Here is a 25,593-nt window from a genome sequence, read left to right as displayed (position 1 = left end):
CCGCCGCCCGGCGCGCCGCCCGCCGCCGGCGCACCTCCGAGCGCCCCGACCCGCTGCGCCGGCTGCTGCCCCAGGCCCTGGTGGTCGCCTTCCTCGCGGGCGGCACCTCCGCCTTCATCGCCAACGACAAGGCCATCCGGCTCAGCGTCGACGGCACCCCGCGCACCCTGCACACCTTCGCCGACGACGTCGGCGAGCTGCTGGCCGCCGAAGACCTGGAGATCGGCCGGCACGACCTCGTCGCGCCCTCCCCGGGCAGCGAACTGGCCAGCGGCGACGAGGTCGTCGTGCGCCGCGGCCGCCCCCTGATGCTCACCCTGGACGGCGAGCGGCGCCAGGTGTGGACCACCGCCGAGACCGTCGCCGGGGCGCTGCGTCAGCTGGGCGTGCGCGCCGAGGGCGCCTACCTGTCCACCACCCGCTCCCAGCGCATCGCACGGCACGGCATGGACCTGGCCGTACGCACCGAGCGCAGCGTCGTGTTCATGGCCGACGGGCGCGAGCGCACCATCCGCACCAACGCCGCGACCGTGCGCGAGGCCATGGAACAGGCCGGGATCGCGCTGCGCGGCGACGACACCACCTCCGTGCCGCCCGACAGCTTCCCGCGCGAGGGCCAGACCATCTCCGTCATGCGCGTCACCGGCTCCAAGGAGGTGCGCGAGGAGGCCATCGGCTTCAAGACGGTGCGGCGCAGCGACCCGAACCTGTTCAAGGGCACCGAGTCGGTGGTCCAGCAGGGGCAGCCGGGCGTGAAGCGCGTCACGTACCAGCTGCGCACCGTCAACGGCGTCAAGCAGAAGCCCAGGCGGCTGGAGGCGGAGATCGTGCGCCGGCCGCGCGATCAGGTCGTGCACGTCGGCACCAAGTCGATGCCCTCCTCCGTGCAGGGCGCGGACGACCTGAACTGGTCCGGGCTCGCGCACTGCGAGGCCGGCGGCCGGCCGAACGCCGTGGACCCCTCGGGCACCTACGGCGGCCTCTACCAGTTCGACGTACGCACCTGGCAGGGCCTGGGCGGCAGCGGCAGACCGCAGGACGCCCCCGCCTCCGAGCAGACCTTCCGGGCCAAGAAGCTCTACATCAGCCGGGGGGCGAGCCCGTGGCCGCACTGCGGCCGTAAGCTGCACCAGTGAGCGACAGCAGTTTGACCGAAGACAACGGCCCGCTTCTGGGCCCGGCCGACATCCGCGAGCTGGCCGCCGCGCTGGGCGTGCGCCCCACCAAGCAGCGCGGCCAGAACTTCGTCATCGACGCCAATACGGTGCGCCGGATCGTGCGTACCGCCGAGGTGCGCGAGGACGACGTGGTCGTCGAGGTCGGCCCCGGGCTCGGCTCGCTGACCCTGGCCCTGCTGGAGGCCGCCGACCGGGTCACCGCCGTCGAGATCGACGAGGTGCTGGCCGCGGCGCTGCCCTCCACCGTCGCCGCCCGCCTGCCCGAGCGCGCCGATCGCTTCGCGCTGGTCCACAGCGACGCCATGCAGGTCACCGAGCTGCCGGGCCCCGCGCCCACCGCGCTGGTCGCCAACCTCCCCTACAACGTCGCGGTGCCGGTGCTGCTCCACATGCTCGCGACCTTCCCCACCATCGACCGCACCCTGGTCATGGTCCAGGCCGAGGTCGCCGACCGGCTCGCGGCCCGCCCCGGCAACAAGGTCTACGGCGTGCCCTCGGTCAAGGCCAACTGGTACGCCGAGGTCAAGCGGGCCGGCTCGATCGGCCGCAACGTCTTCTGGCCCGCGCCCAACGTCGACTCCGGCCTGGTCTCGCTGGTCCGCCGCGAGAAGCCGGTGGCGACCACCGCCTCGCGCGAGGAGGTCTTCGCGGTCGTGGACGCCGCCTTCGCCCAGCGCCGCAAGACGCTGCGCGCCGCCCTGTCGGGCTGGGCGGGTTCCGCGGCCGGTGCCGAGGCCGCGCTGGTGGCCGCCGGGATCTCGCCGCAGGCGCGCGGCGAGGCGCTCACCGTCGAGGAGTTCGCCCGCATCGCCGAGCACAAGGGAGCAGCCCAGTGACCTCGCCCATCACCGTACGGGTCCCCGCGAAGGTCAACGTCCAGCTGGCGGTCGGCGCCGCCCGCCCCGACGGCTTCCACGACCTGGCCAACGTCTTCCTCGCGGTCGGCCTCTACGACGAGGTCACCGCGACCCCGGCGGACACCCTGCGGATCACCTGCTCGGGCCCGGACGCCCACCAGGTCCCGCTGGACGCGACGAACCTGGCGGCCCGCGCCGCCGAGCTCCTGGCCGCCCGGCACGGCATCGCACCCGACGTCCACCTGCACATCGCCAAGGACATCCCCGTCGCGGGCGGCATGGCGGGCGGCAGCGCGGACGGCGCGGGCGCCCTGCTGGCCTGCGACGCCCTGTGGGGCACCGGCGCCTCCCGGGACGAACTCCTCGCCGTCTGCGCCGAGTTGGGCAGCGACGTCCCCTTCAGTCTGGTCGGCGGCGCGGCCCTGGGCACCGGCCGCGGCGAGCGCCTGGAGCCCCTGGAGGTCGGCGGCTCCTTCCACTGGGTCTTCGCGGTCGCCGACGGCGGCCTGTCCACCCCGGCCGTCTACCGCGAGTTCGACCGCCTCGCCGAAGGCAGCGACATCCCCCTCCCGCAGGCCTCGCCCGCCCTCCTGGACGCCCTGCGCACCGGCGACGCCGTGACCCTGGCCGCACACCTCGCCAACGACCTCCAGCCCGCGGCCCTCTCCCTGCGCCCCTCCCTCGCCGACACCCTCGCCGCGGGCACCGCGGCCGGCGCCCTGGCCGCCCTCGTCTCCGGCTCCGGCCCCACCACCGCTTTCCTCGCCAAGGACCGCGAAGCGGCGGGCGACATCGCCGACACCCTTCTCGCCTCGGGCACCTGCCGCGCCGTCCGCATCGCCGACAGCCCTGCGCGGGGCGCGACGGTGGTCTCCTAGGGCCTGTCGTCAGCCCGCGGTCCCACGGCCGTGCTCCCCGCGGAGCGCTCAGGCTGCTGTCACCCCGGCCGCGTCGGCGAGCGTGCGTACTGTCAACCCGCCGGAGCGCACCGCGTGTTCGGCCGTGGTGGGGACGCAGCGGTCGGTCGTGGGGTCGTACTCGGTCATGATCACGCCGGCGTGGTCGCTGCCGGACTCCTCGTACGTCACCTCGGCGGACGGGTCCTTGGAGGCGGCGGCGACGAAGTCGCGGGTGTGCCGGGCGGGGACGACCGGGTCGTCGGCGCCGTGCAGCAGGCGGACCGGGCACTGCGGGCGGACCCCCTCGGCGAGGTCGTCGAGCAGGCATGTGCCGGTGGTGAAGGAGCGCAGGTCGTAACGGCCCGCTATGCCGACCACGGCGGTGGGGCGCCAGGCGGCCGCGCCCGCGGCCCCGGGCCGCAGCGCCAGCCCCACCGCGGCCGACGCCCCGGCGGACCACCCGGCCGCCACGAGCCGCCCGCCGTGCTGCCCGGCCGCCCGCTCCCGTACGTACTCCAGCGACGCCAGCAGCTGCGAGCGGCCGCTGCCGGGGTCGTCGGCCCGCCAGTCCGGTACGTAGACGCTCACCCCGCGCGCGGCGGTTGCCCGGGCGAGGGGCGCGAGGACGTCCCGCTCGTCGCCGCCGATGCCGTGCCACAGCAGGACGGCCGGGGAGGGGCCCGCCGTGCCCAGCGGCCGGTAGAGGTCCAGGAGCTTCCCGCCGGGCAGGTAGGGCAGCCCGTACGCCACATCCACTTCGTGATCCGCGCTCATCGCGCCACGTTACCAACGGACCCAGAAGTGAACTCCCGCCCCTGGAGCCTCATTTGCGCGCGAGCCGGGGCCGCGCCGGTCACAGCACCGCCAGCACCACCACCCACGACGCCAGCAGCAGCGTCCCCGCGGCCAGTACGCCCAGCAGGCCCGACGGGCGGCGGGTCAGCACGCCCCAGACCGTCAGGGCCGCGGCGGCCAGGGCGGCGCAGAGCGGGACGAAGGTGACGGTGAGCTGGCCGCCCGCCGTACAGATCAGGCGCGGGTCGTGCGGCCCGCAGCCGTCGCTCGCCATCGCGGCGAACAGGCCGAAGACGAAGGTCAGCGCGGCGAAGCCGAGCAGCACCACCGCGGCCACGACCCGTACGGCGATCTCGACGGGGCCGCTCGGTGGCCGGTCCGGTTCCATGGACGCGAGGGTAGGGGCGCCGCCCGCCCGCCCGGCGGCGGCCGGCCCCGGGCGTGTCCGGCGGCCCCGGCCGAGGCCCGGGCACCTCGCGGGCGGCGACTAGTCTGGAAGACCGCACGATCCGCGCAGGGTCCCGAGATCAGGAGTGAGATGGCCGTCAATCTCGTCAATCTGGAAGCCGTCGGCAAGGCGTACGCGCTGCGTTCGCTGCTCGACGGCGTCTCCCTGGGCGTCAACGAGGGGGACCGGATCGGCGTCGTGGGGCGCAACGGCGACGGCAAGACCACGCTGATCCGCATTCTGGCCAAGCTGGAGGACGTCGACGAGGGCCGGGTCACCCACGCCGGCGGCCTGCGCCTGGGCGTACTGACCCAGCACGACTCCCTCGACCCGGCCGCCACCGTCCGCCACGAGGTCATCGGCGATCTCGCCGACCACGAGTGGGCGGGCAACGCCAAGATCCGCGATGTGCTCACCGGGCTGTTCGGCGGCCTGGACCTGCCGGGCTTCGGGCAGGGCCTGGACACCGTCATCGGCCCGCTCTCCGGCGGCGAGCGCCGCCGTATCGCGCTGGCCAAGCTGCTCATCGCCGACCAGGACCTGATCGTCCTGGACGAGCCGACCAACCACCTGGACGTCGAGGGCATCTCCTGGCTGGCCCGCCACCTCCAGGCCCGCCGCTCCGCGCTCGTCGTGGTCACCCACGACCGCTGGTTCCTGGACCAGGTCTGCACCCGCATGTGGGACGTACAGCGCGGGGACGTCCACGAGTACGAGGGCGGCTACAGCGACTACGTCTTCGCGCGCGCCGAGCGGGAGCGGATCGCCGCCACCGAAGAGGCCAAGCGGCAGAACCTGATGCGCAAGGAGCTGGCCTGGCTGCGGCGCGGCGCCCCGGCCCGTACGAGCAAGCCGCGCTTTCGCATCGAGGCCGCCAACGAGCTGATCGCGGACGTGCCGCCGCCGCGCGACAAGGCCGAGCTGATGAAGTTCGCCGGCTCCCGGCTGGGCAAGACCGTCTTCGACCTGGAAGACATCACCGTGCAGGCCGGGCCCAAGACGCTGCTCAAGCACGTGACCTGGCAGCTGGGCCCCGGCGACCGGATCGGCCTGGTCGGCGTCAACGGCGCGGGCAAGACCTCGCTCCTGCGCGCGCTGGCCGCGGCCGCCCGCACCCAGGGCGAACAGCAGCCCGCGGCGGGCCGGATCGTGGTCGGCAAGACCGTGAAACTGGCCTATCTCTCACAGGAGGTCGGCGAACTCGACCCCACCTGGCGGGTGCTGGAGGCCGTACAGCAGGTGCGCGAGCGCGTGGACCTGGGCAAGGGCCGGGAGATGAGCGCCGGGCAGCTGTGCGAGAAGTTCGGCTTCACCAAGGAGAAGCAGTGGACGCCGGTGGGCGACCTCTCCGGCGGTGAGCGCCGCCGCCTGCAGATCCTGCGGCTGCTGATGGACGAGCCCAACGTCCTGTTCCTGGACGAGCCGACCAACGACCTGGACATCGAGACGCTGACGCAGCTGGAGGACCTGCTGGACGGCTGGCCCGGCTCGCTGGTGGTCATCAGCCACGACCGGTACTTCGTCGAGCGCACCACCGACCGCGTCTTCGCGCTGCTGGGCGACGCGACGCTGCGGATGCTGCCGCGCGGCCTGGACGAGTACCTGGAGCGCCGGCAGCAGGTCATCGAGGCGGCGTCGCCCGCGCCCGCCCCGGCCGCCGAGGCGCCCAAGCAGAAGTCCGCCGCCGTCAACCGCGCGGCCCAGAAGGAACTCCAGAAGATCGAGCGGCAGTTGGACAAGGTCGGCGACAAGGAGGCCAGGCTGCACGCGCAGATCGCCGAGAACGCCACCGACTTCGCCAAGGTCGCCGAACTGGACGCCGACCTGCGCAAGCTGGCGGGCGAGCGCGAGGAGCTGGAGATGCGCTGGCTGGAGCTGGCCGAGGACGCGTAGCGGCGCGCAGCGCGAACGGCCCGCCGCACCGGCCCGAGGTTGGCCGGTGCGGGGCGGGTCGGTGGAGTTTGCTCTGTGGCACCTTTCCCGAGGGCGTCTGGACACCCCGATGCCGGGGCAGTGTCATGATCGGACGGACTTCGGCCGGGGACGGCAGGCAACTGGCCCTGAATGGCCGGGATTTCTGCATTCCGACAGGCTTCTTCCCAGTAAGGGGCGCGCGATGTCGAACAAGCGTGTAGCTTCCGGGGGCAAGGGGCCTGGCGAGGGCCGGGGGGCTGGGCTCGCCGGGGAATGGGGGGTTGCGATGGGCGTGCGGCTCATGGTGGTCGACGATCACCGACTGCTCGCCGAGGCACTCGCCTCGGCCTTGAAGTTGCGCGGGCACCGAGTGCTGGCCGCGGCCGCGCCGAGCGCGGGTGCGGCGGACCTGGTGGTGAGCAGGGCGCCGGAGGTGTGCCTGCTGGGCACGGCGTCCCCCGCCGAGCCGGGGGTCTTCGACCCGGTGGTGCGGATCAAGAAGGAGCGGCCGCAGGTCGCGGTCGTGGTGCTGGGGCCGGTACCCAACCCCAGGGGCATAGCGGCCGCCTTCGCCGCGGGCGCCTCCGGGTACGTACGCCACGACGAGCGCATCGAGGGCGTGGAGCGGGCCATGATGAAGGCCAGGGCAGGGGAGGCGGCGATCGCGCCGCAGCTGCTGCAGCAGGCCTTCCAGGAGCTGCTGCACCCGGCGGCGCAGCCGGACGACGAGGGCGCGCGGCTGCTGCAGATGCTCACCCCGCGCGAGGTGGAGGTGCTGGTGCGGGTCGCCGAGGGCGAGGACACCCGGCTGATCGCGGCCGGGATGGGCATCGCGCCCAGCACCGCCCGTACGCACGTCCAGCGGGTGCTGATGAAGCTGGGCGTGGGGTCGAGGCTGGAGGCGGCGGCGCTGGCGGCGCGCACGGGACTGCTGGACCGCGCGGCGACGCGCACCTCGGGCGGCTCCGGGAGCGGTACGGGCGGCGGCGGGGAGGCCGACGCGGTGGGGCCGAGAGCGGTCCCACCGCCTTAGAGGCCGTGGATCAGTGCCCGGCCGGGGGTTCCTCCCGCGCCTCGGCAAGGTCCTCGGCCGCCGGCGGGACGGCGGGCCGCAGCCACATCCACAGCAGGAAGAACAGCCCCAGGGCGAGCATGCCCAGGCCCGTCCAGAGGTTGATGTTGATGTCCTGGGCCTTCTTCAGGTCGGCGTCGGAGGCGGTCAGGCCCGCGATGGTGACGATCACGCCGTAGACGACGAACAGCCCGCCGATGATGCGCCGTACGTCGAAGAGCCGCGCGGCACTGGCCGACTCGCGCTCCAGCTTTTCGACCTGCTTCCGGTACTCACTCATGGTCGCTCCTGACCTGGCTCACAGCGAGAAGGGGAGGTAGCAGGCGGCGGCCAGCACGACCGCGCCCCAGCCCAGCAGGGCCGGCCTGCGGTACCAGGCGTCGTCGCCCTCGGCGGGCAGCTCCTGCATGCCGGGCGACCTGGTGCCGTACACCAGCCCGGCCAGCGACTGGGCGGGCCGCGGCTTGGTGACGAGGGTGACCGCGAACATCACCACCGCGCCCACCGCGAAGGCCACGATCGAGGAGACGAAGTTGGCACCCTGGTCGGAGGGGATGGCGATGACCCCGCCTTTGTAGAGCCAGAAGTAGTTGACCATCGCCGCGGCCGTGCCCGACAGCAGGCCCCAGAAACCGGCCGCCGCGCTGGTGCGCTTCCAGAACATGCCGATGACGAAGACCACGAACAGCGGGACGTTGAAGAACGAGAACAGCGTCTGCAGGTAATTCATGATGTTGCTGAAGGACGAGGCGATGAACGCCGTCCCCATGCCGATCAGCACGCCGACCGCGGTGACCACCCGGCCGGTCTTGAGGTAGTACGCGTCCGGGCGGCCCTTCTTCAGGTACGCGCCCCAGATGTCGTTGGTGAAAACGGTGTTGAAGGACGAGACGTTCGCCGCCATTCCGGCCATGAACGCCGCGAGCAGACCGGTGACGGCGATGCCCAGCACCCCGTTGGGCAGCAGGTCGCGCATCAGCACCGGGATCGCGTCGTTGTACTGGAGCCCGTCCTTGCCGCCCCTGCCCAGCGCGGGCTCCATGACCAGTGCGATCAGCCCGGGCACCACCACGACCATCGGGATGAGGATCTTGGGGAAGGCGGCGATCAGCGGAGTGCGCTTGGCCGCGGAGAGGTTCTTCGCGGACAGCGCGCGCTGCACCTCGGCGAAGTTGGTCGTCCAGTAGCCGAAGCTCATCACGAAGCCGAGGCCCAGCACGATGGTCAGCCAGTTCGCGCCCAGCGGGTTGGGCGAGCCGATGCCCGTACCGCCCCACGCCGTAAGGAAGTTGTCACCGCGGGAGGCGGTCAGCGAGCCGGTCAGCCCGTCCCAGCCGCCGACCCGCTTGAGGCCCACGATCGTCAGCGGGATCAGCGCGGCCAGGATGACGAAGAACTGCAGCACCTCGTTGTAGATCGCCGAGGACAGCCCGCCGATGGTGATGTACGCCAGCACGAAGAAGCCCGCGACGACGATCGCCACCCACTCCGGCCAGCCCAGCAGCGCCTCCAGCACGATCGCCATCGCGTACAGGTTCACGCCCGCGATCAGCACGGAGGAGACGGCGAAGATCACCGAGGACAGCAGGTGCGAGGACGGCCCGAAGCGGTGCAGCAGGAACTCGGGCACCGAGCGGACCTTGGAGCCGTAGTAGAAGGGCATCATCACCAGGCCCAGGAAGACCATGGCCGGGATGGCGCCGATCCAGTACCAGTGCACGGTGTACGCCCCGTACTGCGCGCCGTTGGCCGCCATGCCGAGGATCTCGGTGGCGCCCAGATTGGCGGCGACGAAGGCGAGGCCGGTGACCCAGGCGGGCAGCGACCTGCCGGAGAGGAAGAAGTCCAGGCTGGTCTTCACGCTGCGTTTGGCGGCGAAGCCGATGCCGAGGACGACGACGAAGTAGAGGGCCAGGATGGCGTAGTCGAGCCCGTTGGTGGGGAGCCGGAGCCCTTCGGCCAGAGTGATCATGGAGCACTCGCTTCTTTAGCGTCTGTGGCGCGTTCTTGCGTGAACGCACAGAAAGCTACGTCCCGATCGGCAGAAGCTGAACAGTTTTGTTGATTGTTTTTGTTGGATGGTGAGCGAGGCGGGCGTTGTGGGGCGAAATGTCGGTGGCTGGTCGGAGCGTTGACGCGACTGTTTACTTGTGCTTCATTGTGTTTGTTTGTGTTTGGTCGTAGCGGTGAGGAGCTCCCGTGAAGAAGACGACGACGCGGCTCGCGGACGGCCGGGAGCTGATCTACTTCGACGCGCGCGACGACGCCGTACGCGAAGCCGTCGACCGCCGCCCGCCGGCGCCCGTCTCCACCGCCTCCGAGATCCGCCACGACCGCCTGCTGGGCGACGCCGTCGCCATCGCCTCGCACCGCCAGGACCGCACCTACCACCCGCCGGCCGACCGCTGCCCGCTGTGCCCCTCCCGCGACGGCCGCGCCTCGGAGATCCCCGCGGCCGACTACGACGTCGTCGTCTTCGAGAACCGCTTCCCCTCCCTGGCCGGCGCGAGCGGCCGCTGCGAGGTGGTCTGCTTCACCCCCGACCACGACGCCTCCTTCGCCGACCTGGACGAGCAGCAGGCCGCCCTGGTCCTGGACGCCTGGACCGACCGCACCGCCGAGCTGTCCCAACTCCCGGGCGTGGAACAGGTCTTCTGCTTCGAGAACCGCGGCGAGGAGATCGGCGTCACCCTCGGCCACCCGCACGGCCAGATCTACGCCTACCCCTTCACCACCCCGCGCACCGCGCGCATGCTCACCTCACTGGCGGGCCACCTGGAGCACACCGGCGGGCGCAACCTCTTCGACGACGCCGTGGCCGAGGAGCTGGCCGACGGCTCCCGCGTCGTCCTGGAGGGCGAGCACTGGGCCGCCTTCGTCCCCTACGCCGCCCACTGGCCCTACGAGGTCCACCTCTACCCCCGGCGCCGGGTCCCCGACCTGCCCGCCCTGGAGGAGGAGGCGCGCGCCGAATTCCCGCGGGTCTATCTGGAGCTCCTCAAGCGCTTCGACCGCCTCTTCGGCCGGGACGCGCCCCCCACCCCGTACATCGCGGCCTGGCACCAGGCGCCCTTCCGCGCAAAACACCGCAAAGAATTCGCTCTGCACCTGGAGCTTTTCACCATTCGCCGTACGTCGGGCAAGCTGAAGTTCCTCGCGGGCTCCGAGTCCGGCATGGATGTGTTCATCAACGACGTGCCGCCGGAGGCCGCGGCACAGCGACTGCGAGAGGTAGCGAGCAAGTGAGCAAGAAGTACCTGGTCACGGGTGGCGCGGGATATGTCGGCAGCGTCGTGGCGGCGCACCTGCTGGAGGCCGGGCACCAGGTGACGGTGCTGGACGACCTGTCCACCGGCCACCGCGAGGGCATTCCGCAGGGCGCGCAGTTCATCGAGGGGCGCATTCAGGACGCCGCCAATTGGCTGGACTCCAGCTTCGACGCCGTCCTGCACTTCGCCGCCTTCTCCCAGGTCGGCGAGTCCGTGGTCAACCCCGAGAAGTACTGGGTCAACAACGTCGGCGGCACCATGGCGCTGCTGGCGGCCATGCGCGCGGCGGGCGTGCGCAAGCTCGTCTTCTCCTCCACCGCCGCCACCTACGGCGAGCCCGAGCAGGTCCCGATCCTGGAGACCGCGCCGACCGCCCCCACCAACCCCTACGGCGCCACCAAGCTCGCCGTCGACCACATGATCAGCGGCGAGTGCGCCGCCCACGGCCTGGCCGCCGTCTCCCTGCGCTACTTCAACGTCGCGGGCGCGTACGGCAGTTGCGGCGAGCGCCACGACCCCGAGTCGCACCTCATCCCGCTCGTCCTGCAGGTCGCCCAGGGCAAGCGCGAGGCCATCAACGTCTTCGGCGACGACTACCCCACCCCCGACGGCACCTGCGTACGCGACTACATCCACGTCGCCGACCTCGCCGAGGCCCACCTGCTGGCCCTGGACCACGCCGCCGACGGCGAGCACCTGATCTGCAACCTCGGCAACGGCAACGGCTTCTCCGTACGCGAGGTCATCGAGACCGTCCGCAAGGTCACCGGGCACCCCATCCCCGAGGTCGTCGCCCCCCGCCGTGGCGGCGACCCGGCCGTGCTCGTCGCCTCCGCCAAGAACGCCGCCGACAAGCTCGGCTGGCAGCCCAGCCGCGCCGACCTCGCCGGAATCGTCGCCGACGCCTGGGAGTTCGCCCAGCGCCGGGAGACCGAGTGACACGGGAGAGCGAGTGAACCCAGCCGATACCGCCGCGGCCTACGGCGAGGTCTTCGGGGCCGCCCCCACGGGAGTGTGGGCGGCGCCCGGCCGCGTCAACCTCATCGGTGAACACACCGACTACAACGACGGCTTCGTGATGCCGCTGGCGCTCACGCACACCACCGTGGCCGCCGCCTCGGCCCGCGGCGACGGCGTGCTGCGCGTCCACTCCGGCGGCGTCCGCGGCGGCACCGTCGAACTGCGCGTGGCCGACCTGCGCCCGGAGCCCGGCGCAGGAGGGGACCGCGGCGGCTGGGCCGCCTACCCGGCGGGCGTGGTGTGGGCACTGCGCGAGGCCGGTCTGCCCGTGGGCGGCGCCGACCTCCACTACGAGAGCTCGGTGCCCACCGGCGCCGGGCTCTCCTCCTCGGCCGCCCTGGAGATCGCCACCGCGCTCGCGCTCAGCGACCTGTACGGGCTCGGGCTCACCGGGCAGCGCCTGGCACAGCTCGCGCAGCGCGCCGAGAACGCCTTCGTCGGCGTGCCCTGCGGAATCATGGACCAGACCGCGGCCGCCTGCTGCGCCGAGGGCCATGCGCTCTTCCTGGACACCCGCGACCTCTCCCTGCGCCAGGTGCCGTTCGATTTGGCGGCCCAGGGGCTGCGCCTGTTGGTCGTGGACACCCGTGTGAAGCACGAACTGGGAGACGGCGCGTACGCGGAACGGCGCGCCGGTTGCGAGCGGGCCGCGCGGGCGCTGGGAGTGCGCGCGCTGCGTGATGTGGGCTATGCGCACCTGTCCGCGGCACGGTCCGAACTGGCCGCCGCGCTGCCCGGCGACAACGTCACCGACGGCCTCCTGCGGCACATCGTGACCGAGAACCACAGGGTCGAGGCCGTCATGGCGCACCTGGACGCGGGCCGTACCCGGGCGATCGGCCCGCTGCTGACCGAGGGGCACGCCTCGCTCCGCGACGACTTCAAGATCTCCTGCCCGGAGCTGGACCTGGTGGTCGAGGCCGCGAACGCGGCGGGCGCGCTGGGCTCGCGGATGACCGGCGGCGGCTTCGGCGGCTCGGCGGTCGTGCTCGTCCAGGAGGAGGCGGCAAGCGCGGTGACCGCCGCGGTCACCGAGGCCTTCGCCGCGGCCGGGTACGTCACCCCGCGGATCTTCACCGCGGAGCCGGGCCCTGGAGCGCGGCGGGTGCTGTAGGGCGGGACGGGCGGGGGCCGCAGGACGGGCGCGACGGTTCTGTAAGGCGCGAAAGCGCCGGACGGCGCGATCCGGCGCCGATCGATTTCGGACGTTCACTGTCGACATCTGTCCCTCAACGGGCCGTTGGCCACACGCTGCACACGTTGGCCGGGCAGTTTTGCCAATTGGCTTCCGTTACCGGACCCCGCCCGTACGCTGAATCACAGCACCGGTGGGGGCCGGTGCTGATCAGGGGGCGAGACAGTCGGGTACGGCGCCCGGGGTGGGGTAGCAGTGGTGCACGGCGGCGGCCGTGTCGATTCGGCGATCTCCAACTCGGGCGTCGTGCCCACTAAGGTCCGTATCCCCAGACAGGGGGTCTCAGTGCAACGCATCCGGGTTCTGGTGGTCGACGACCACCGCATCTTCGCCGAGTCGCTGGCAGCGGCGCTCGCCGCCGAGCAGGACGTGGACGTGGCCGCCGCCGGGAGCGGCCCGGCCGCCCTGCGCAGCCTGGAGCGCGCGGCCACCGACGGCCGGCGCTTCGACGTCATGCTGGTCGACGCCGACCTCGGCACCGTCGCCGCACCGCTGGCGTCCGTGCCCGCGCAGCCCATGGCGCCGCGCGAGGGCCCGCCCGACGCGGGTCCGGTCGACGGCATCTCGCTGGTCTCCGGAGTCCGCGCGGGCCACCCGTATCTGCGCACGGTCGTCCTCGCCGAGAAGGACGACCCACGGCGTGCCGCCTCGGCCCTGCAGGCCGGAGCGGGCGGCTGGGTCGCCAAGGACTGCTCGCTCTCCCGGCTGCTCGCCGTCATCCGCGGTGTGCTGCGCGACGAGACCCACCTTCCGCCCGCGCTGCTCACCGGCGTGCTGCGGGAGCTGACGGCCGCGCGCAAGCACCGCACCGAGAGCGAGCGGCTGGTGGAGTCGCTGACCCCGCGTGAGCGCGAGGTGCTGCGCTGCATGGTGGCGGGCCTGGGCCGCAAGGCGGTCGCCGAGCGGCTGTTCCTGTCGCCGCACACCGTCCGTACCCACATGCAGAACGTCCTGGGCAAGCTGGGGGTGCACTCCACCCTCGCCGCGGTCGCGCTGGCACGGCGCGCCGGGGTGGGCCCGGTGGAGCTGGAACCGGCGACGGCCGCTTCGGTGTCGGTCCCTTAGGAGCGCGCGCTCCCGGCGTCGCCGCCCGTGTCGCTCAGCACCGCCACCGCGCGTACGGGCAGCACGACGCGGTCGGCGGGGGCGGCGCCCGGGCCTGCCAGCAGGTCGGTCATCGGGCGCGGCAGGGCGACCTCGACGGCCCGGCCGCTGTGGTTGAGGAGGAACATGAAGCGGCCGTGCCCGTCCGCGCGGACCGTGGCCTGCACCCCTTCGGGGAGCCCGGGCAGTACGGGCCGCACCCCGGCCTCCTCCCGTACGGTGTCCAACAGGGCGCGCAGCAGCGGCGGTTCCAGGCGGGTGCCCACGTACCACGCCACTCCCCGGCCGTAGGCGTGCCGGGTGAGGGCGGGGTGCCCCGCCAGCTCCCCGTCCGCGAAGGCCGCGAGGGCTTCGGCGCCCTGGAGGCGGATCGCCTCCGACCACAGATCGGCCCGGCCCCGCAGCCGTACCGCCGTCCCCGCCGCGGGGACACCGTCCACCGCCACGCTCGCACCGCGCTCCAGCGGCCAGAACTCCTCCACCCGCAGCCCCAGCACCTCCCGCAGCGCGCGCATCGGGTGGCCGCCGGGGTGCAGCCGGTCGCAGCCGTCCACGATCCCGGAGAAGAACGACATCAGCAGGTGCCCGCCGCCGTGCACATACGCGGCCAGGCGCTCGGCGTCCCGCTCGGTGAGCAGATACAGATTGGGCACGACGGCCAGGCGGTAACCGGACAGCTCGCGGTCGGGCGGCACGATGTCGCAGGCCACGCCCGCCTCGAACAGCGGCCGGTAGTGGTCCAGTACGAGCCGGGAGTGCTCCAGCGCGGTGCTGGGGCGGGAGTCCAGCTCCAGCGCCCACCAGCTGTTCCAGTCCATCAGCAGCGCCGCCTCTGCCCGCGACCGGGTCCCGGCGATCTGCGGTACGGACGCCAACTCCCGCCCCAGTTCGGTCACTTCGCCAAAAATCCGGGTGTCCGTACCGGCGTGCGGCAGCATCGCGGAGTGGAACTTCTCCGCCCCGCCGCGCGACTGGCGCCACTGGAAGAACAGCACCGCGTCCGCGCCCTGCGCCACCGCCTGCCAGCTCCACAGCCGCATCGCCCCCGGCGGCTTGGGCCCGTTGCGCGCCCGCCAGTTCACCGCGCCCGGCGCCTGCTCCAGCAGCAGCCAGGGCTGTCCGCCGCGCGCCGAGCGCATCAGGTCGAAGGAGAAGGCCGCCCGTATGTGGTCGGCTGGCGCGAAGGGGTCCTGGTAGAAGTCCAGCGCCATCGCGTCCATGTGGCCGGCCCAGGCGAACGCGTCCACCGGCTTGTGCTGCGGCATCAGATTGGTGGTCACCGGCACCCCGGGCGCCAGCCGCTCCAGCACCCGCTTCTCCGCCAGGTAGCACGCGCGCAGCTCCCCGTCGCAGAAGCGGTGGTAGTCCAGCTGCTGGGCGGGGTTGGGGAAGGTGGGGGCGCTGCGCGGCGGCAGCACCTCCTCCCAGTCGCCGTAGCCCTGCGACCAAAAGGCCGTGGACCAGGCCTGGTTGAGCGCGTCCAGGTCCCCGTAGCGGCTGCGCAGCCAGCGCCGGAAGGCGGCCGCCGACAGGTCGCAGAAGCACTGGCGGGTGTGGCAGCCGTACTCGTTGCCCACGTGCCACATGGCCAGCGCCGGATGGCGCGCGTAGCGGGCGGCCAGCTGCTCGACGAGGCGGACGGCGTGGTCGCGGTAGGCGGGGCTGGAGGGGCAGAAGTGCTGCCGGGCGCCGGGCCAGCGGCGTACCCCGTCGGGGCCCTGGGGCAGGACCTCGGGGTGCAGCCGGGTCAGCCAGGGCGGGGGAGAGGCCGTCATCGTCGCCAGGCACACCGCGATGCCCGCGCCGGCCAGGCCGTCCACGACCCGGTCGAACCAGGCGAAGTCCCAGGCGCCGGGCCGGGGTTCGACCCTGGCCCAGGAGAAGATCCCGGCGGTGACCATGGTGACGCGGGCCCGCTTCATCAGCCGCAGATCCTCGGCCCACACCTCCTCGGGCCACTGCTCGGGGTTGTAGTCGCCGCCGAAGTGCACGCCCATGGGGCCTCCCGGCCGTCGTGTCGTACGCCCGTGCCGTGCCGTGTACGCGCCCCCGTAGCGCTCGCTGTCCTGCTCCGTGCCTCAGACGGACTTCTTGTAGATGCTCCAGCCGCCGTCCACCACCATGGACGCCCCCGTCACGTACGAGGCGTCCTCGGACAGCAGGAAGGCGATGACGGCCGCCACCTCCTCGGGCCGCCCCAGCCGCCCGGCGACCGTCGCCTCCTCGGTCATCCGCCGGTCCGCCTCCTCGACCCCGTCGAAGGCGGGGGTGCGGATCGGCCCCGGCAGCACGCTGTTGACCCGTACCCGCGGCCCGTACTCGACCGCCAGCTGCCGCGCGAGGCCGGTCAGCCCGGCCTTGGAGGCGGCGTAGGCGGGCCGCCCCGGCAGGCCGAACAGGGCCTGTACGGACGCGGTCATCACCACCGCCCCCGCGTGCTCGTGCAGATCGGGCAGCGCGGCCCGCACCCCCAGATAGGCGCCGGTGAGATTGACCCCCAACTGGTGGTTCCAGTCGGCGGGTTCGGTGGCGTGCAGGGGCGCGACGAAGGGCGTGTACGCATTGCACACGAGCCCGTCGACCGGCCCGTAGCGGGCGCGCGCGGCGCTGATCGCCCGCTCCCAGTCCGCCTCGGCCGCCACATCGCAGTGCGTGTAGAAGGCCCGCCCTCCAAGGGCCCGGATGTCCTCGGCGGTCTGCTCGCCCTGCTCGTCCTGGATGTCCAGCAGCAGGACGCCCGCGCCCTCCGCCGCCAGCCGCCGCGCGGCCGCGGCCCCGATGCCGCCCGCGGCACCGGTGACCAGGACCGTACGGTCCGAGAAGCGCCCCGGCGGCCCGGCCGCACCGGGCTGCTCCTGTTTCGCGTACCTGCCGTACGCCGTGCCCGCCGCGCCCGGCTTCGCCGGCCCGCTTCCCGCGCTGCCGTTGCCCGCCGCCGTGCCACTGCCGTCTGGGATGCCCGTGCCGCCCGCCGCACTCATGTCCGCGATGAAAGCCGACCCGGACCCGCTCGTACAAGAGGGCGCACCGGCGGGGCACCGGTGTGGTGGTGCGCTGTCCCCGGCCCGGATCAGCCCGGGATGTTGTCGAAGGGGGCCGTCAACTGCCTTAGCAGTGCGGCCAGTTCGCCGCGCTCCTGGCGGGAGAGCTCGGCCAGGATCGCCCGCTCCTGGGCCAGCAGTCCGGCGAGCGACTTGTCGGCCGCTTCGCGGCCCTCGGGGGTGAGGCGGACCAGTACGCCGCGCCGGTCGCTGGGGTCGGGCAGTCGTTCGACCAGGCCCTTCTTGGTGAGGCGGTCGATACGATTGGTCATCGTGCCGGAGGTGACCAGGGTCTGGGTGAGCAGCTGTCCGGGGGAAAGCTGGTAGGGGGCGCCCGCGCGGCGCAGCGCGGTGAGCACGTCGAACTCCCAGGGCTCCAGGCCCACCTCGGAGAAGGCGAGGCGGCGGGCGCGGTCGAGGTGTCTGGCCAGCCTGCTGACGCGGCTGAGGACCTCAAGCGGTTCCACGTCGAGGTCCGGGCGCTCGCGGCGCCATGCTGCGACCAACCGGTCGACCTCGTCCTCCATAGCGATCAGTGTAGAGGGTCTGTCGACGTGAAGTCTCTTGACGTCAAGATATATTTTCATGGACTATTGGGCATCGTCGGCGGGGACGCGCGCTTCGGCGCGTTGGCCTGTACCAGCCCTGAATCTGTCAGAGGGGTTCGAACATGCACGTCGCACCAACCTGGGATCCACAGCAGTACCTGCGGCACGCCGGGCACCGCACCCGTCCCTTCCACGACCTTCTCAGCCGCATACCAGAACTCCCCAGCCGCGCCCGCCCCGCCCGCATCGCCGACCTCGGCTGCGGCCCGGGCAACGTCACCGTCCAGCTGACCGACCGCTGGCCCGACGCGCACATCACCGGCTTCGACAACTCCGCCGAGATGCTCAAGGAGGCCGAGACCTACGCCGGGCCCACGCCCGGAGGCGGCCACCTCGACTTCGCGCCGGCCGACGCCGGAACGTGGACACCCCAGGAGCGGTACGACCTGATCGTCTCCAACGCGGCCCTGCAGTGGGTCCCCGACCACGCCGCCTCCTTCCCGGCGTGGATCGACGGCCTCACCCCGGGCGGCACCCTCGCCTTCCAGGTGCCGGGCAACTTCACCTCGCCCAGCCACGCCATCCTCGGCGACCTGTGCGAGGAGCCCCAGTGGCGCCGCCGCCTGGGTGACCTCGGCCGGCGCTTCGTCCACATCCTCAGCCCCGCCGAGTACCTGGAGCGGCTGGCCGACCTGGGGTGCGAGGTGGACGCGTGGGAGACCACCTACGTCCAGCTCCTGCAGGGCGAGGACCCCGTACTGGACTGGGTCAAGGGCACCGCCCTGCGCCCCGTACTGACCGAGCTGGAGGACGACGAGGGCGCCCGCGAGGAATTCCTCGCGCAGTACCGCGACCTGCTGCGCAAGGCCTACCCCAGCGGCCCGCACGGCACCGTCTTCCCCTTCCGCCGCATCTTCGTAGTGGCCTGCAAGATCAAATAGCCCGACCGGACCGGCCGCTCGATTCGGCCGACTGCCCCAGCCCGACGACCCGATCGACTGACCCGACCACCCCAGAGAAACGACTGACTGACCCGACCGACGCAGAGAGACGACTGCCCCAGAAAGACGACTGACTGACCCGACCGACGCAGAGAAACGAGGTGATGGGCCAGTGATAACCGGCCTCGACCACGTACAGCTCGCCGCTCCCGCGGGCAGCGAGGACGCCCTGCGCGCGTTCTACGCGGGCGTTCTGGGGATGCGGGAGATCCCCAAGCCTCCGCTGCTCGCCGCCCGCGGCGGCTGCTGGTTCGAGGCCGGTACGGCCGAACTCCACCTCGGCATCGAGTCCACCTTCCGCCCGGCCCGCAAGGCCCACCCCGCCCTGCGCGTCCACGACCTCGACATCTTCGCCACCACCCTGGCCACCGCCGGCGCCCCCGTCGTCTGGGACGACACCAGCCCCGCCCGCCGCCGCTTCTTCTCCGAGGACCCGGTGGGCAATCGCCTGGAGTTCGTGGAGGCCGTTCGTGACTAGGGGATGGGGTCCTTGGGCCCCAGGGTCCCGGGAAACAGTTCCAGGAAATCCCTGTCGTCGGGAATCATGAACGTCCCCCACGACCCGTCACGAAAGCCGAACTGAAAGTCGTCCCACCCCTTGCTGTACCGCCGGGTCCAGGTGAGCGCCCCACGGTCGAACGCCTCGCCCGTGGCGACGGCATCGCCGAGCTTCGATCCGCCGCGCCGCCGCTGCACGCACACCATGCGCAGACGGCTGTCGGTCAGCACCAGTACGGTCACCACCCCCGTCTTGGACCGCGGCTGCCCGGCGGCCAGCCACCGCCCCGCCAGGCTGTCCCACTCGCCGAAAAACGGGCTGCTCTTCCTCTGCCGCTCCAGCCGGGCCGACCGGTCACCGGTTGCCCTGACGTGTTCGGCCTTCGGCTCGTTGCCCGTGGCGGAGGCGAAAAGGAAAGACAGAAAACCGCCGGTCCTGTCACCGGACATGGGCGGCACCTCGCCGAACACCCGCGGCCGCCTGGCCGGCGGCACATCGGCGTCGTCCTCGTTGCCGTGCGACATGGCACGGTGGACCTCGACGCCGCCCAGGAAGCGCTCACCCCCGGGCAGCACCGGAACGACTCTCTCCAACAACGCGGGCCGCACAGCTCTTCACTCCTCATTCAGTCGAACACGCAATCCACTGCGCCCGATCGGCGCGCACAGAGCAATGCCACTTCCGCCACCGGACACCGCCCATCAGGGAATGGGATCGTCATGGCTGAGCGCCCCGGGAAAATACGCGGCGATCCCTTCGACATCACCGACGAAGAGAGTCCCCCAGGACCCGTCACCGAACCCGAACTGAAGGTCGCGGCCGCCGCCGTCCGCCCTGCGCGTCCACACCACGGACTGCCGCGGAAACACCGCACCCGCTTCCAGCGCACCGTCCAGCTTCCTGCTGTCCCGCCGGATCTCCGTGTACACGAAGCGCAGATGCCGCTCGGTGACGGCCACGAACACCGAGACCTTTGCCTGCGAGCGCGGCTGCGCTGCCGCCAGCCATTGCCCTGCCAGGCTGTCCCAGCCGCCGTAGTAAAGCGCCCTCCGCTTCTGCAGCTTTCCCCGCTTCGCGGGGTCCATGACCGCCTTGCCCGGCCTGTCCGCCCCAGGATTCGGATCCTGGTTGAGGATCACCTTGAAGAACTGCGACACGCTCCGGTCCCACCAGCCGCGCTTCGGCGCGTCGGTCAGCACATAGGGCCGTCGGTTCGCCGGGACGTCCCCCTTTCCCTCGACGCTGTAACTCAGCGTCCGGGACACCCCGAAGAAGCCGAGAAGCCGCTCGCCGGGCGGCAGGGACTGCGCGATGCGCTGCTCGAATTCATTCACCACCGCAGCCTGCTCCTTCATCTGCCCGAGGGGTCAGGGGATGTGGCCCTCGCGGGCCAACGCACCGGGACGAGTCCATGGTGATCGGAGTCCTCCTGTAGCGGCGTCATCCGAAGGCGGAATCCACCGCGGCTGATGTACGGCTGCACGGCGTGACGACTTCGGCGCTGAGCGAGCCCGCTGCGGCGTCCACGGACACGGTGAACGAATAGCCCACCGACCGTTGCGCCGCGGCGGAGCCGGCCCGCAGGCGCACCCTGGTGTCGTCCCCCGTCGGTTCCGTTTCCCAGCCCTGGGAGGAGAAGGCGGCAGTAACCCGTATCAGCGCGCCTGCGAGGTCGGCGGGCGCCGTGGGGTCGATCTGCCAGCGGTGCCGGGCGGAGCAGGCGGACCGCAGGCCCTTTCCCCAACACTCTTCACAGGTGACCGAGTTGACTCGCTTGGCGCTGCGCGTACGGCCCTGCAGCGCGATGACGTCCAGCAGCCGGCTGGAATGCCAGAACAGCTCTCGCTGCACCGATTCGTCCGGCTCGGCTGCCGCCGGAGCGCTCTGCCGCATGGCGCGGTAGTCCTCGATGTCCTGGTCCGTGCCCCAGTCGATCGTCTTGAGGATTTCCGCGAACAGCTCGGAGTGCAGGTCCCAGTCTTCGTGGGACGGCGAGTCGAGCGCGAAGATCAGCATTTCGCGAGCTCCGGGCAACGGGATATAGACCTGGATCTGCGACTGCTGGATCGCCACATCCTGCCCCGTGGGGGACCACTCCGCGGTGATGATGAATCCAGAAGCGCCGATGCGGGTGAGAGCGGGCCCGCACGGCAACTCCACCCGCTGGTAATCGTCGTCGGGGTGAGCGAGCTGGAGCAGCTCCTGCGTCGTCCGCAGGAGTTCGTCCTCGTCGTCGCTCTCGTGCGGGATCTGGCTGACGACAACGGTCGAGCCGCTCGGGCGGCCGTCCACCTCGAGCAGGCACAGGCCTGCGTAGATGACATTGGCCTCCAGCATGGGGTCCAGCTGGGAGGCGAGTGCCGCGGCGAAGCGGTACTGCTCATCCACCGGACGGTCCGGCAGGGCTTCTGTGGCCAGCGCGTGCAGTTGCTCGGCAGCGGTCTCCGAGTCGGGAGCGTTCACCGGCAGCTCCCGAACGAACGGCGGCATGATCCAACCGACGTTCAGCCGGGACTGCTCCTGCCGAGGTGCCGGCACGGTGGTCGCCCTGCCGTCTTCAGAGGCCGGGTGCAGCACTGTCTCATCCCTTCACCGCTCAGGCGGCCAACGTTTGGTGGAACTTCTGGCCGGACGGGCCAGGGGCGACCGTTTGCGTGTCGCCGCCGAAGTGCTGGGCGAACCCGTGACCCGCCGAGCCCGTTTTCAAGATCAGCTGCGAGGCCGCCTGCGCCTTGTCCGAGAGCTGTGCACCCTCACCGAAGGACTTCTTCAAAAGGAAGTTGACGCTCTTGGTGCTCAGTGGCTGGCCGAGCGCCTCCGCCATGCCCTCAGGTGTGTTCCTGGCGATGTTCTTCGGGCCCAGCGCCTTGCCTGCCGCGGCCAGCTTCTCGCCGAGTTTGGCCTGGGTGCCTGCCTTTTCCGCGAGCTTGGCGGCTGTGCCCCAGCCGCCCTTCGCGGCTTTGATGGCACCACCGACCCCGGGGATGATCCCCAACGCATCGAGCCCGATCTTCCACCCTGGTGTGCCATTGCCGCGTGCGTTGCCCATCCAGTGGCCCGCCATGGCTCCAGCCGCGAAGACGGCTGAAGCGCCGCCCAGCACGGTGCCCACGACCGTTCCTACACCCGGGATGAGCTGACAGGCGAGCGCGGCGGCGGCCAGGGCCGATGAGATGGTCGACAGCAGGTCGGCGTTCTCGACCAGCCAGTCCTTGAAGCCGCGCCAGGCGCTCTTGAGGCCGTCGACGGCGCGGTTCCACCAGTGGATGTCCGGCGGGTGGTTCTCCGAGGCCTTCAAGATGGCGCGCTCGGCGTCGCCGGCGCGGTCCTTCCACTGGGAGTAGATCTTCTCGGCCTCCCGGACGAGCTCATCGAGCTTGTCCTTGGACTTCTGGGCCTTGTCGCGCGCCGCTTCCATCTCGTCGTTGATCTTCTTGGCCTGGTCCGCCGGAATCATCTGGCCGAAGTACGGCCGGTTCTTGCGTTCCAGGTCGTTGTAGTGGTCCCGGTCCGTGTCCGCCTGTTTGCGGGCCGGGGCGGCCTCGGCCTCGATCTTTCCGGCCTTGTCCTGGAAGCCCTGCAGGTGGGTGTGCCAGCCGCGCAGTGCCTTGGCGCAGTCGTGCATGGACTCGGTGCCCTGCTTGAGGTACTTGGGCAGTTCGCCGAGCTTCTTGGCGAAGTTCTGTGCCGCCTCGCCCTCCCAGGCGCCGTCGCTCTTGCCGACGGACTTGAGGAGATGGTCGAGTTCTTCCAGTTCGTCGCCGACGGATTTCACATCGGAGGCGAGCGCCTGGATTGCGTGCAGATCTCCCTTTGCCGGATTGAAGCCGACGCCGGGCCAGGCCGAGTCGTCCTCGATGAACATGCTCCGCCAGGACATGCGGTTCCCCCTGGAGTGAAGTGCTGGTGATTGCGGATCCGTACGGCGCCGGTGATTACTTCTTGCCGAGCATCTTCTCGTTCTCGGATTCGCCGGCCTTGTACGCGTCCACCGTCGCCTTGAGGCGTTCGTGAATGTCCTTGGCGGCATCCGCGATGCGCTTGATGCCGTCGCCCCACTGACCCTGGAATTCGTCGCAGGCGTCGTCGAGGCCGTCGGTCCCCAGGGCCTTGGGGCCCACCTTCTTCAGGCGGCCCTGGGCGTCGCGCATGCGGTCGTCGGCCGAGGCGAGTTTGTTGAGCATGCCCTGTACGCGCTCGACGTCGATCCTGAAGTCCGTCGCCATTCCACGGTCCCCCTCCGCTGGGTTCTGGCTGGTTCCGGGCGGCTGCCCGTGAATGCCGCTGATTACCGAGCGGAATGACCTGTGATGCCGGAATTGGGGTGGCTGTTGCCAGCCGCAGGACGGTCCGTGGTCGACGGCACCGGGATACGGTATCGCGACTTCCGGGGCTGTCCGGCGGAGGGTGTGGTTGAAATCTGACGGTTCTGTGAATTCTCGCGGAGAAAGGCTCCGTCAGGGGGGAACGCGCATAAGGATTGTCCCGGAATTACCGATCCAGCGGGTGTCTCGGTAATTCCGGGTAATGTCCGAATATGGGATGCCGTGCGCCGTAGGCACGACGCGGCCCGGATCAGGCGCGGCGGTGCCCTATCAGGCGGGGCTTCGGCTCCAGGCCGTCCAGGCCGTGCCAGGCCAGGTTCACGAGGTGGGCCGCGACCTCGGACTTCTTCGGCTTACGGACGTCCAGCCACCACTGGCCGGTCAGCGCGACCATGCCGACCAGTGCCTGCGCGTACAGCGGCGCCAGCTTGGGGTCGAAGCCGCGGGCCTTGAACTCCAGGCCCAGGATGTCCTCGACCTGGGTGGCGATATCGCTGATCAGGGAGGCGAAGGTGCCCGTGGACTGGGCCACGGGGGAGTCCCGCACCAGGATGCGGAACCCGTCGGTGTAGGACTCGATGTAGTCCAGCAGTGCGAAGGCCGCCTGTTCCAGCAGCTCGCGCGGGTGCCCTGCGGTCAGGGCACCCGTCACCATGTCCAGCAGCTGCCGCATCTCGCGGTCCACCACGACGGCGTACAGGCCCTCCTTGCCGCCGAAGTGCTCGTAGACCACCGGCTTGGAGACCCCGGCCTTGGCCGCGATCTCCTCCACCGACGTGCCCTCGAAGCCGCGCGCGGCGAAGAGCGTGCGACCGATGTCCAGCAGCTGCTCGCGGCGCTCCTTGCCCGTCATGCGGACCCGCCGGGCACGCCGGGGGCCCGCGGTGGGGGAGGAGGTCTTGTCCTTGCTGTTACTGCTCATCATCACGCTGCTGCCGTCGATCGCCACTGGTCAATCATGCCTTCCCCGGCTGCTTGCCCCGGTTTCCCGGTCGCCGGGGCCACCGCCGGGAGACGCCGGGCGAAGGGCTCCTAGGCGGCCGTCTCCTTGCGCCGCGCGTCGATGCGCGAGGAGCTGGGCCAGCGCACGTCATAGGCCCAGCCGGCCTTCTCGAACCAGCGGATGAGGCGGGCGCTGGAGTCCAGCTGGCCGCGCATCACGCCGTGCCGCGCGGAGGTCGGGTCGGCGTGGTGCAGGTTGTGCCAGGACTCGCCGCACGACAGGATCGCCAGCCACCAGACATTTCCGGACTTGTCACGGGACTTGAAGGGGCGCTTGCCCACCGCGTGGCAGATCGAGTTGATCGACCACGTCACGTGGTGCAGCAGGCCTACCCGTACGAGCGAGCCCCAGAAGAACGCCGTCAGCGCGCCCTGCCACGACCACGTCGCCAGACCGCCGACCAGCGGCGGCAGCGCCAGCGACACGGTCGTCCACAGCACGAACTGGCGCGAGATCCGCCGGATGGCCGGATCCTTGATCAGGTCCGGGGCGTACTTGTGCTGCGGGGTCTGCTCCTCGTCGAACATCCAGCCGATGTGCGCCCACCACAGGCCCTTCATCAGCGCGGGGACCGTCTCGCCGAAGCGCCACGGCGAGTGCGGGTCGCCCTCCGCGTCGGAGAACTTGTGGTGCTTGCGGTGGTCGGCGACCCAGCGCACCACCGGGCCCTCGACCGCCAGCGACCCCATGATCGCCAGCGCGATGCGCAGCGGGCGCTTCGCCTTGAACGAACCGTGTGTGAAATAGCGGTGAAAACCGATCGTGATGCCGTGACAGCCAATGAAATACATGGCGACCAGCAGACCGAGGTCGAGCCAGCTCACACCCCAGCCCCAGGCCAGCGGCACCGCCGCCACCAGCGCCACGAACGGGAGCGTGATGAACAGCAGCAGAGTGATCTGCTCGACCGACCTGCGCTGCTCGCCTCCCAGCGTCGCGGACGGCAGTGGCGCCTCGGCGGGTTTAGGGGTCTCTTCGAGGATTTCCGGGCTAGCGGTCATATGGGTCCCTCGTCGGGGGCTCGGGGGCACGGCTACGGCTACGGAACCGTAACCTACGGTCTCGTAAGTATGGCAGTGCTGTGGCCACGGGCAAGGGGCCCCTGCGCCCCGCCGCGACGGATGCGCACCCACCGGCACACCGCGCCGGAGCCGCCGCAGGAGGCCGTACGGGCAAGGGACTCGGCGCTGTCGCGGGCAGAGAAGGCGGGAAATCCGGACAGGCCGCAAAGGCGGGGAAACCCCGGCGGCAGGGGCCACCGCGGACGAGTGCCCACACAGCGGACGGTGTGACCTGCTGTCAGCGGGGACACCTATCCTGGGGGCGTCGGACAGCGCGGTCCGCAACCCGCCCCCAGCCAGCGCCGGGGGCACCCCTGCCAGACCGGACGTGCTCAGATCACTGAGATCACTGCAAGGAGCCGCA

Annotated in this window: 25 protein-coding genes; 11 read left to right on the top strand and 14 right to left on the bottom strand. The window is 71.4% G+C overall.

The genetic code is table 11. The annotated features are described in order from the left end of the window. The 3 genes from AC4IJH_RS35825 to AC4IJH_RS35815 all read left to right on the top strand — a co-directional run. Positions 1–1,136, top strand: a 1,136-nt coding sequence (locus tag AC4IJH_RS35825) for a resuscitation-promoting factor (protein ID WP_490856156.1), incomplete at its 5' end; no start/stop codon positions are given. Beyond that, positions 1,133–2,014 (top strand): 16S rRNA (adenine(1518)-N(6)/adenine(1519)-N(6))-dimethyltransferase RsmA, encoded by an 882-nt coding sequence (rsmA, locus tag AC4IJH_RS35820; protein WP_490856155.1) that lies wholly within the window; start codon positions 1,133–1,135, stop codon positions 2,012–2,014. The genes AC4IJH_RS35825 and rsmA, both read left to right, overlap by 4 nt. Next, positions 2,011–2,913 (top strand): 4-(cytidine 5'-diphospho)-2-C-methyl-D-erythritol kinase, encoded by a 903-nt coding sequence (locus tag AC4IJH_RS35815; protein ID WP_490856154.1) that lies wholly within the window; start codon positions 2,011–2,013, stop codon positions 2,911–2,913. Before rsmA ends, AC4IJH_RS35815 begins: the two co-directional genes overlap by 4 nt. Before the next feature lie 48 nt (positions 2,914–2,961). Here the strand turns inward: AC4IJH_RS35815 and AC4IJH_RS35810 are convergent, their stop codons facing one another. Continuing rightward, positions 2,962–3,708, bottom strand: a complete 747-nt coding sequence (locus AC4IJH_RS35810; protein WP_490856153.1) for an alpha/beta hydrolase family protein — start codon at positions 3,706–3,708, stop codon at positions 2,962–2,964. A gap of 79 nt (positions 3,709–3,787) precedes the next feature. Next, on the bottom strand, positions 3,788–4,117 hold the full coding sequence (locus AC4IJH_RS35805) for a hypothetical protein (RefSeq protein ID WP_490856152.1): 330 nt from the start codon (positions 4,115–4,117) through the stop codon (positions 3,788–3,790). Between the two features lie 150 nt (positions 4,118–4,267). Between AC4IJH_RS35805 and AC4IJH_RS35800 the strand changes: the two genes are divergently transcribed. Both AC4IJH_RS35800 and AC4IJH_RS35795 read left to right on the top strand, forming a co-directional pair. Beyond that, positions 4,268–6,070, top strand: coding sequence for an ABC-F family ATP-binding cassette domain-containing protein (locus AC4IJH_RS35800; RefSeq protein ID WP_490856151.1), 1,803 nt, complete (start codon positions 4,268–4,270; stop codon positions 6,068–6,070). A gap of 307 nt (positions 6,071–6,377) precedes the next feature. Further along, positions 6,378–7,124 (top strand): helix-turn-helix transcriptional regulator, encoded by a 747-nt coding sequence (locus tag AC4IJH_RS35795; protein WP_490856150.1) that lies wholly within the window; start codon positions 6,378–6,380, stop codon positions 7,122–7,124. A 10-nt stretch (positions 7,125–7,134) separates the two neighbouring features. Here the strand turns inward: AC4IJH_RS35795 and AC4IJH_RS35790 are convergent, their stop codons facing one another. Together AC4IJH_RS35790 and AC4IJH_RS35785 are read right to left on the bottom strand one after the other, a co-directional pair. Further along, a complete protein-coding gene (locus tag AC4IJH_RS35790; protein ID WP_490856149.1) occupies positions 7,135–7,443 on the bottom strand; it encodes a hypothetical protein in 309 nt (102 codons plus the stop codon). Positions 7,444–7,461: 18 nt separating this feature from the next. Next, entirely contained in the window at positions 7,462–9,135 is a 1,674-nt protein-coding gene (locus AC4IJH_RS35785; protein WP_490856148.1) for a sodium:solute symporter family protein, read from the bottom strand. A gap of 227 nt (positions 9,136–9,362) precedes the next feature. Between AC4IJH_RS35785 and galT the strand changes: the two genes are divergently transcribed. The 4 genes from galT to AC4IJH_RS35765 all read left to right on the top strand — a co-directional run bounded on the left by galT (position 9,363) and on the right by AC4IJH_RS35765 (position 13,712). Continuing rightward, positions 9,363–10,409, top strand: coding sequence for a galactose-1-phosphate uridylyltransferase (gene galT, locus AC4IJH_RS35780; protein ID WP_490856147.1), 1,047 nt, complete (start codon positions 9,363–9,365; stop codon positions 10,407–10,409). Then, positions 10,406–11,371 carry a UDP-glucose 4-epimerase GalE gene (galE, locus tag AC4IJH_RS35775; RefSeq protein WP_490856146.1) on the top strand — a complete coding sequence of 322 codons (966 nt, stop codon included), beginning with the start codon at positions 10,406–10,408 and terminating at the stop codon, positions 11,369–11,371. The genes galT and galE overlap by 4 nt, the downstream gene beginning before the upstream one ends. Before the next feature lie 13 nt (positions 11,372–11,384). Continuing rightward, positions 11,385–12,566: a galactokinase gene (galK, locus tag AC4IJH_RS35770; RefSeq protein ID WP_490856145.1), complete on the top strand. Its 1,182-nt coding sequence runs from the start codon at positions 11,385–11,387 to the stop codon at positions 12,564–12,566. A 366-nt stretch (positions 12,567–12,932) separates the two neighbouring features. Further along, positions 12,933–13,712 (top strand): LuxR C-terminal-related transcriptional regulator, encoded by a 780-nt coding sequence (locus tag AC4IJH_RS35765; RefSeq protein ID WP_490856144.1) that lies wholly within the window; start codon positions 12,933–12,935, stop codon positions 13,710–13,712. Here AC4IJH_RS35765 and AC4IJH_RS35760 read toward each other — a convergent pair. The 3 genes from AC4IJH_RS35760 to AC4IJH_RS35750 all read right to left on the bottom strand — a co-directional run bounded on the left by AC4IJH_RS35760 (position 13,709) and on the right by AC4IJH_RS35750 (position 17,319). Further along, complete coding sequence (locus AC4IJH_RS35760; protein ID WP_490856143.1) at positions 13,709–15,748, bottom strand: beta-galactosidase; 2,040 nt, start codon at positions 15,746–15,748, stop codon at positions 13,709–13,711. The genes AC4IJH_RS35765 and AC4IJH_RS35760 overlap by 4 nt on opposite strands. A gap of 81 nt (positions 15,749–15,829) precedes the next feature. Next, positions 15,830–16,732, bottom strand: coding sequence for an SDR family NAD(P)-dependent oxidoreductase (locus tag AC4IJH_RS35755; RefSeq protein WP_490856142.1), 903 nt, complete (start codon positions 16,730–16,732; stop codon positions 15,830–15,832). An 89-nt stretch (positions 16,733–16,821) separates the two neighbouring features. After that, a complete protein-coding gene (locus tag AC4IJH_RS35750) occupies positions 16,822–17,319 on the bottom strand; it encodes a MarR family winged helix-turn-helix transcriptional regulator (RefSeq protein WP_490856141.1) in 498 nt (165 codons plus the stop codon). A 143-nt stretch (positions 17,320–17,462) separates the two neighbouring features. Here AC4IJH_RS35750 and AC4IJH_RS35745 point away from each other — a divergent pair, with 143 nt between their 5' ends. Together AC4IJH_RS35745 and AC4IJH_RS35740 are read left to right on the top strand one after the other, a co-directional pair. Further along, the gene (locus tag AC4IJH_RS35745; RefSeq protein ID WP_490856140.1) at positions 17,463–18,281 is read left to right on the top strand and encodes a trans-aconitate 2-methyltransferase; all 819 of its coding nucleotides are present in this window, start codon (positions 17,463–17,465) and stop codon (positions 18,279–18,281) included. Positions 18,282–18,453: 172 nt separating this feature from the next. Further along, complete coding sequence (locus AC4IJH_RS35740; RefSeq protein ID WP_490856139.1) at positions 18,454–18,819, top strand: VOC family protein; 366 nt, start codon at positions 18,454–18,456, stop codon at positions 18,817–18,819. On the opposite strand, the gene AC4IJH_RS35735 is transcribed toward AC4IJH_RS35740, so the two are convergent. The 7 genes from AC4IJH_RS35735 to AC4IJH_RS35705 all read right to left on the bottom strand — a co-directional run bounded on the left by AC4IJH_RS35735 (position 18,816) and on the right by AC4IJH_RS35705 (position 25,169). Continuing rightward, on the bottom strand, positions 18,816–19,415 hold the full coding sequence (locus AC4IJH_RS35735; RefSeq protein WP_490856138.1) for a hypothetical protein: 600 nt from the start codon (positions 19,413–19,415) through the stop codon (positions 18,816–18,818). The two genes, AC4IJH_RS35740 and AC4IJH_RS35735, sit on opposite strands and share 4 nt — an antisense overlap. A 126-nt stretch (positions 19,416–19,541) precedes the next feature. After that, positions 19,542–20,195 carry a hypothetical protein gene (locus AC4IJH_RS35730; protein WP_490856137.1) on the bottom strand — a complete coding sequence of 218 codons (654 nt, stop codon included), beginning with the start codon at positions 20,193–20,195 and terminating at the stop codon, positions 19,542–19,544. Between the two features lie 85 nt (positions 20,196–20,280). Beyond that, positions 20,281–21,303: a hypothetical protein gene (locus AC4IJH_RS35725; protein ID WP_490856136.1), complete on the bottom strand. Its 1,023-nt coding sequence runs from the start codon at positions 21,301–21,303 to the stop codon at positions 20,281–20,283. 133 nt (positions 21,304–21,436) lie between these two features. Further along, positions 21,437–22,720, bottom strand: coding sequence for a WXG100 family type VII secretion target (locus AC4IJH_RS35720; RefSeq protein ID WP_490856135.1), 1,284 nt, complete (start codon positions 22,718–22,720; stop codon positions 21,437–21,439). Positions 22,721–22,775: 55 nt separating this feature from the next. After that, entirely contained in the window at positions 22,776–23,066 is a 291-nt protein-coding gene (locus AC4IJH_RS35715; protein ID WP_490856134.1) for a WXG100 family type VII secretion target, read from the bottom strand. A 349-nt stretch (positions 23,067–23,415) separates the two neighbouring features. After that, on the bottom strand, positions 23,416–24,090 hold the full coding sequence (locus AC4IJH_RS35710; RefSeq protein WP_490856157.1) for a TetR/AcrR family transcriptional regulator: 675 nt from the start codon (positions 24,088–24,090) through the stop codon (positions 23,416–23,418). 107 nt (positions 24,091–24,197) lie between these two features. After that, positions 24,198–25,169: an acyl-CoA desaturase gene (locus AC4IJH_RS35705; RefSeq protein WP_490856133.1), complete on the bottom strand. Its 972-nt coding sequence runs from the start codon at positions 25,167–25,169 to the stop codon at positions 24,198–24,200. Positions 25,170–25,593: the final 424 nt, after the last annotated feature.

The organism is Streptomyces sp. UF-297 (genome assembly GCF_058245575.1).
Note: the sequence above shows the minus strand (reverse complement) of the source record. Positions and strands in the feature narration are given on the sequence as shown.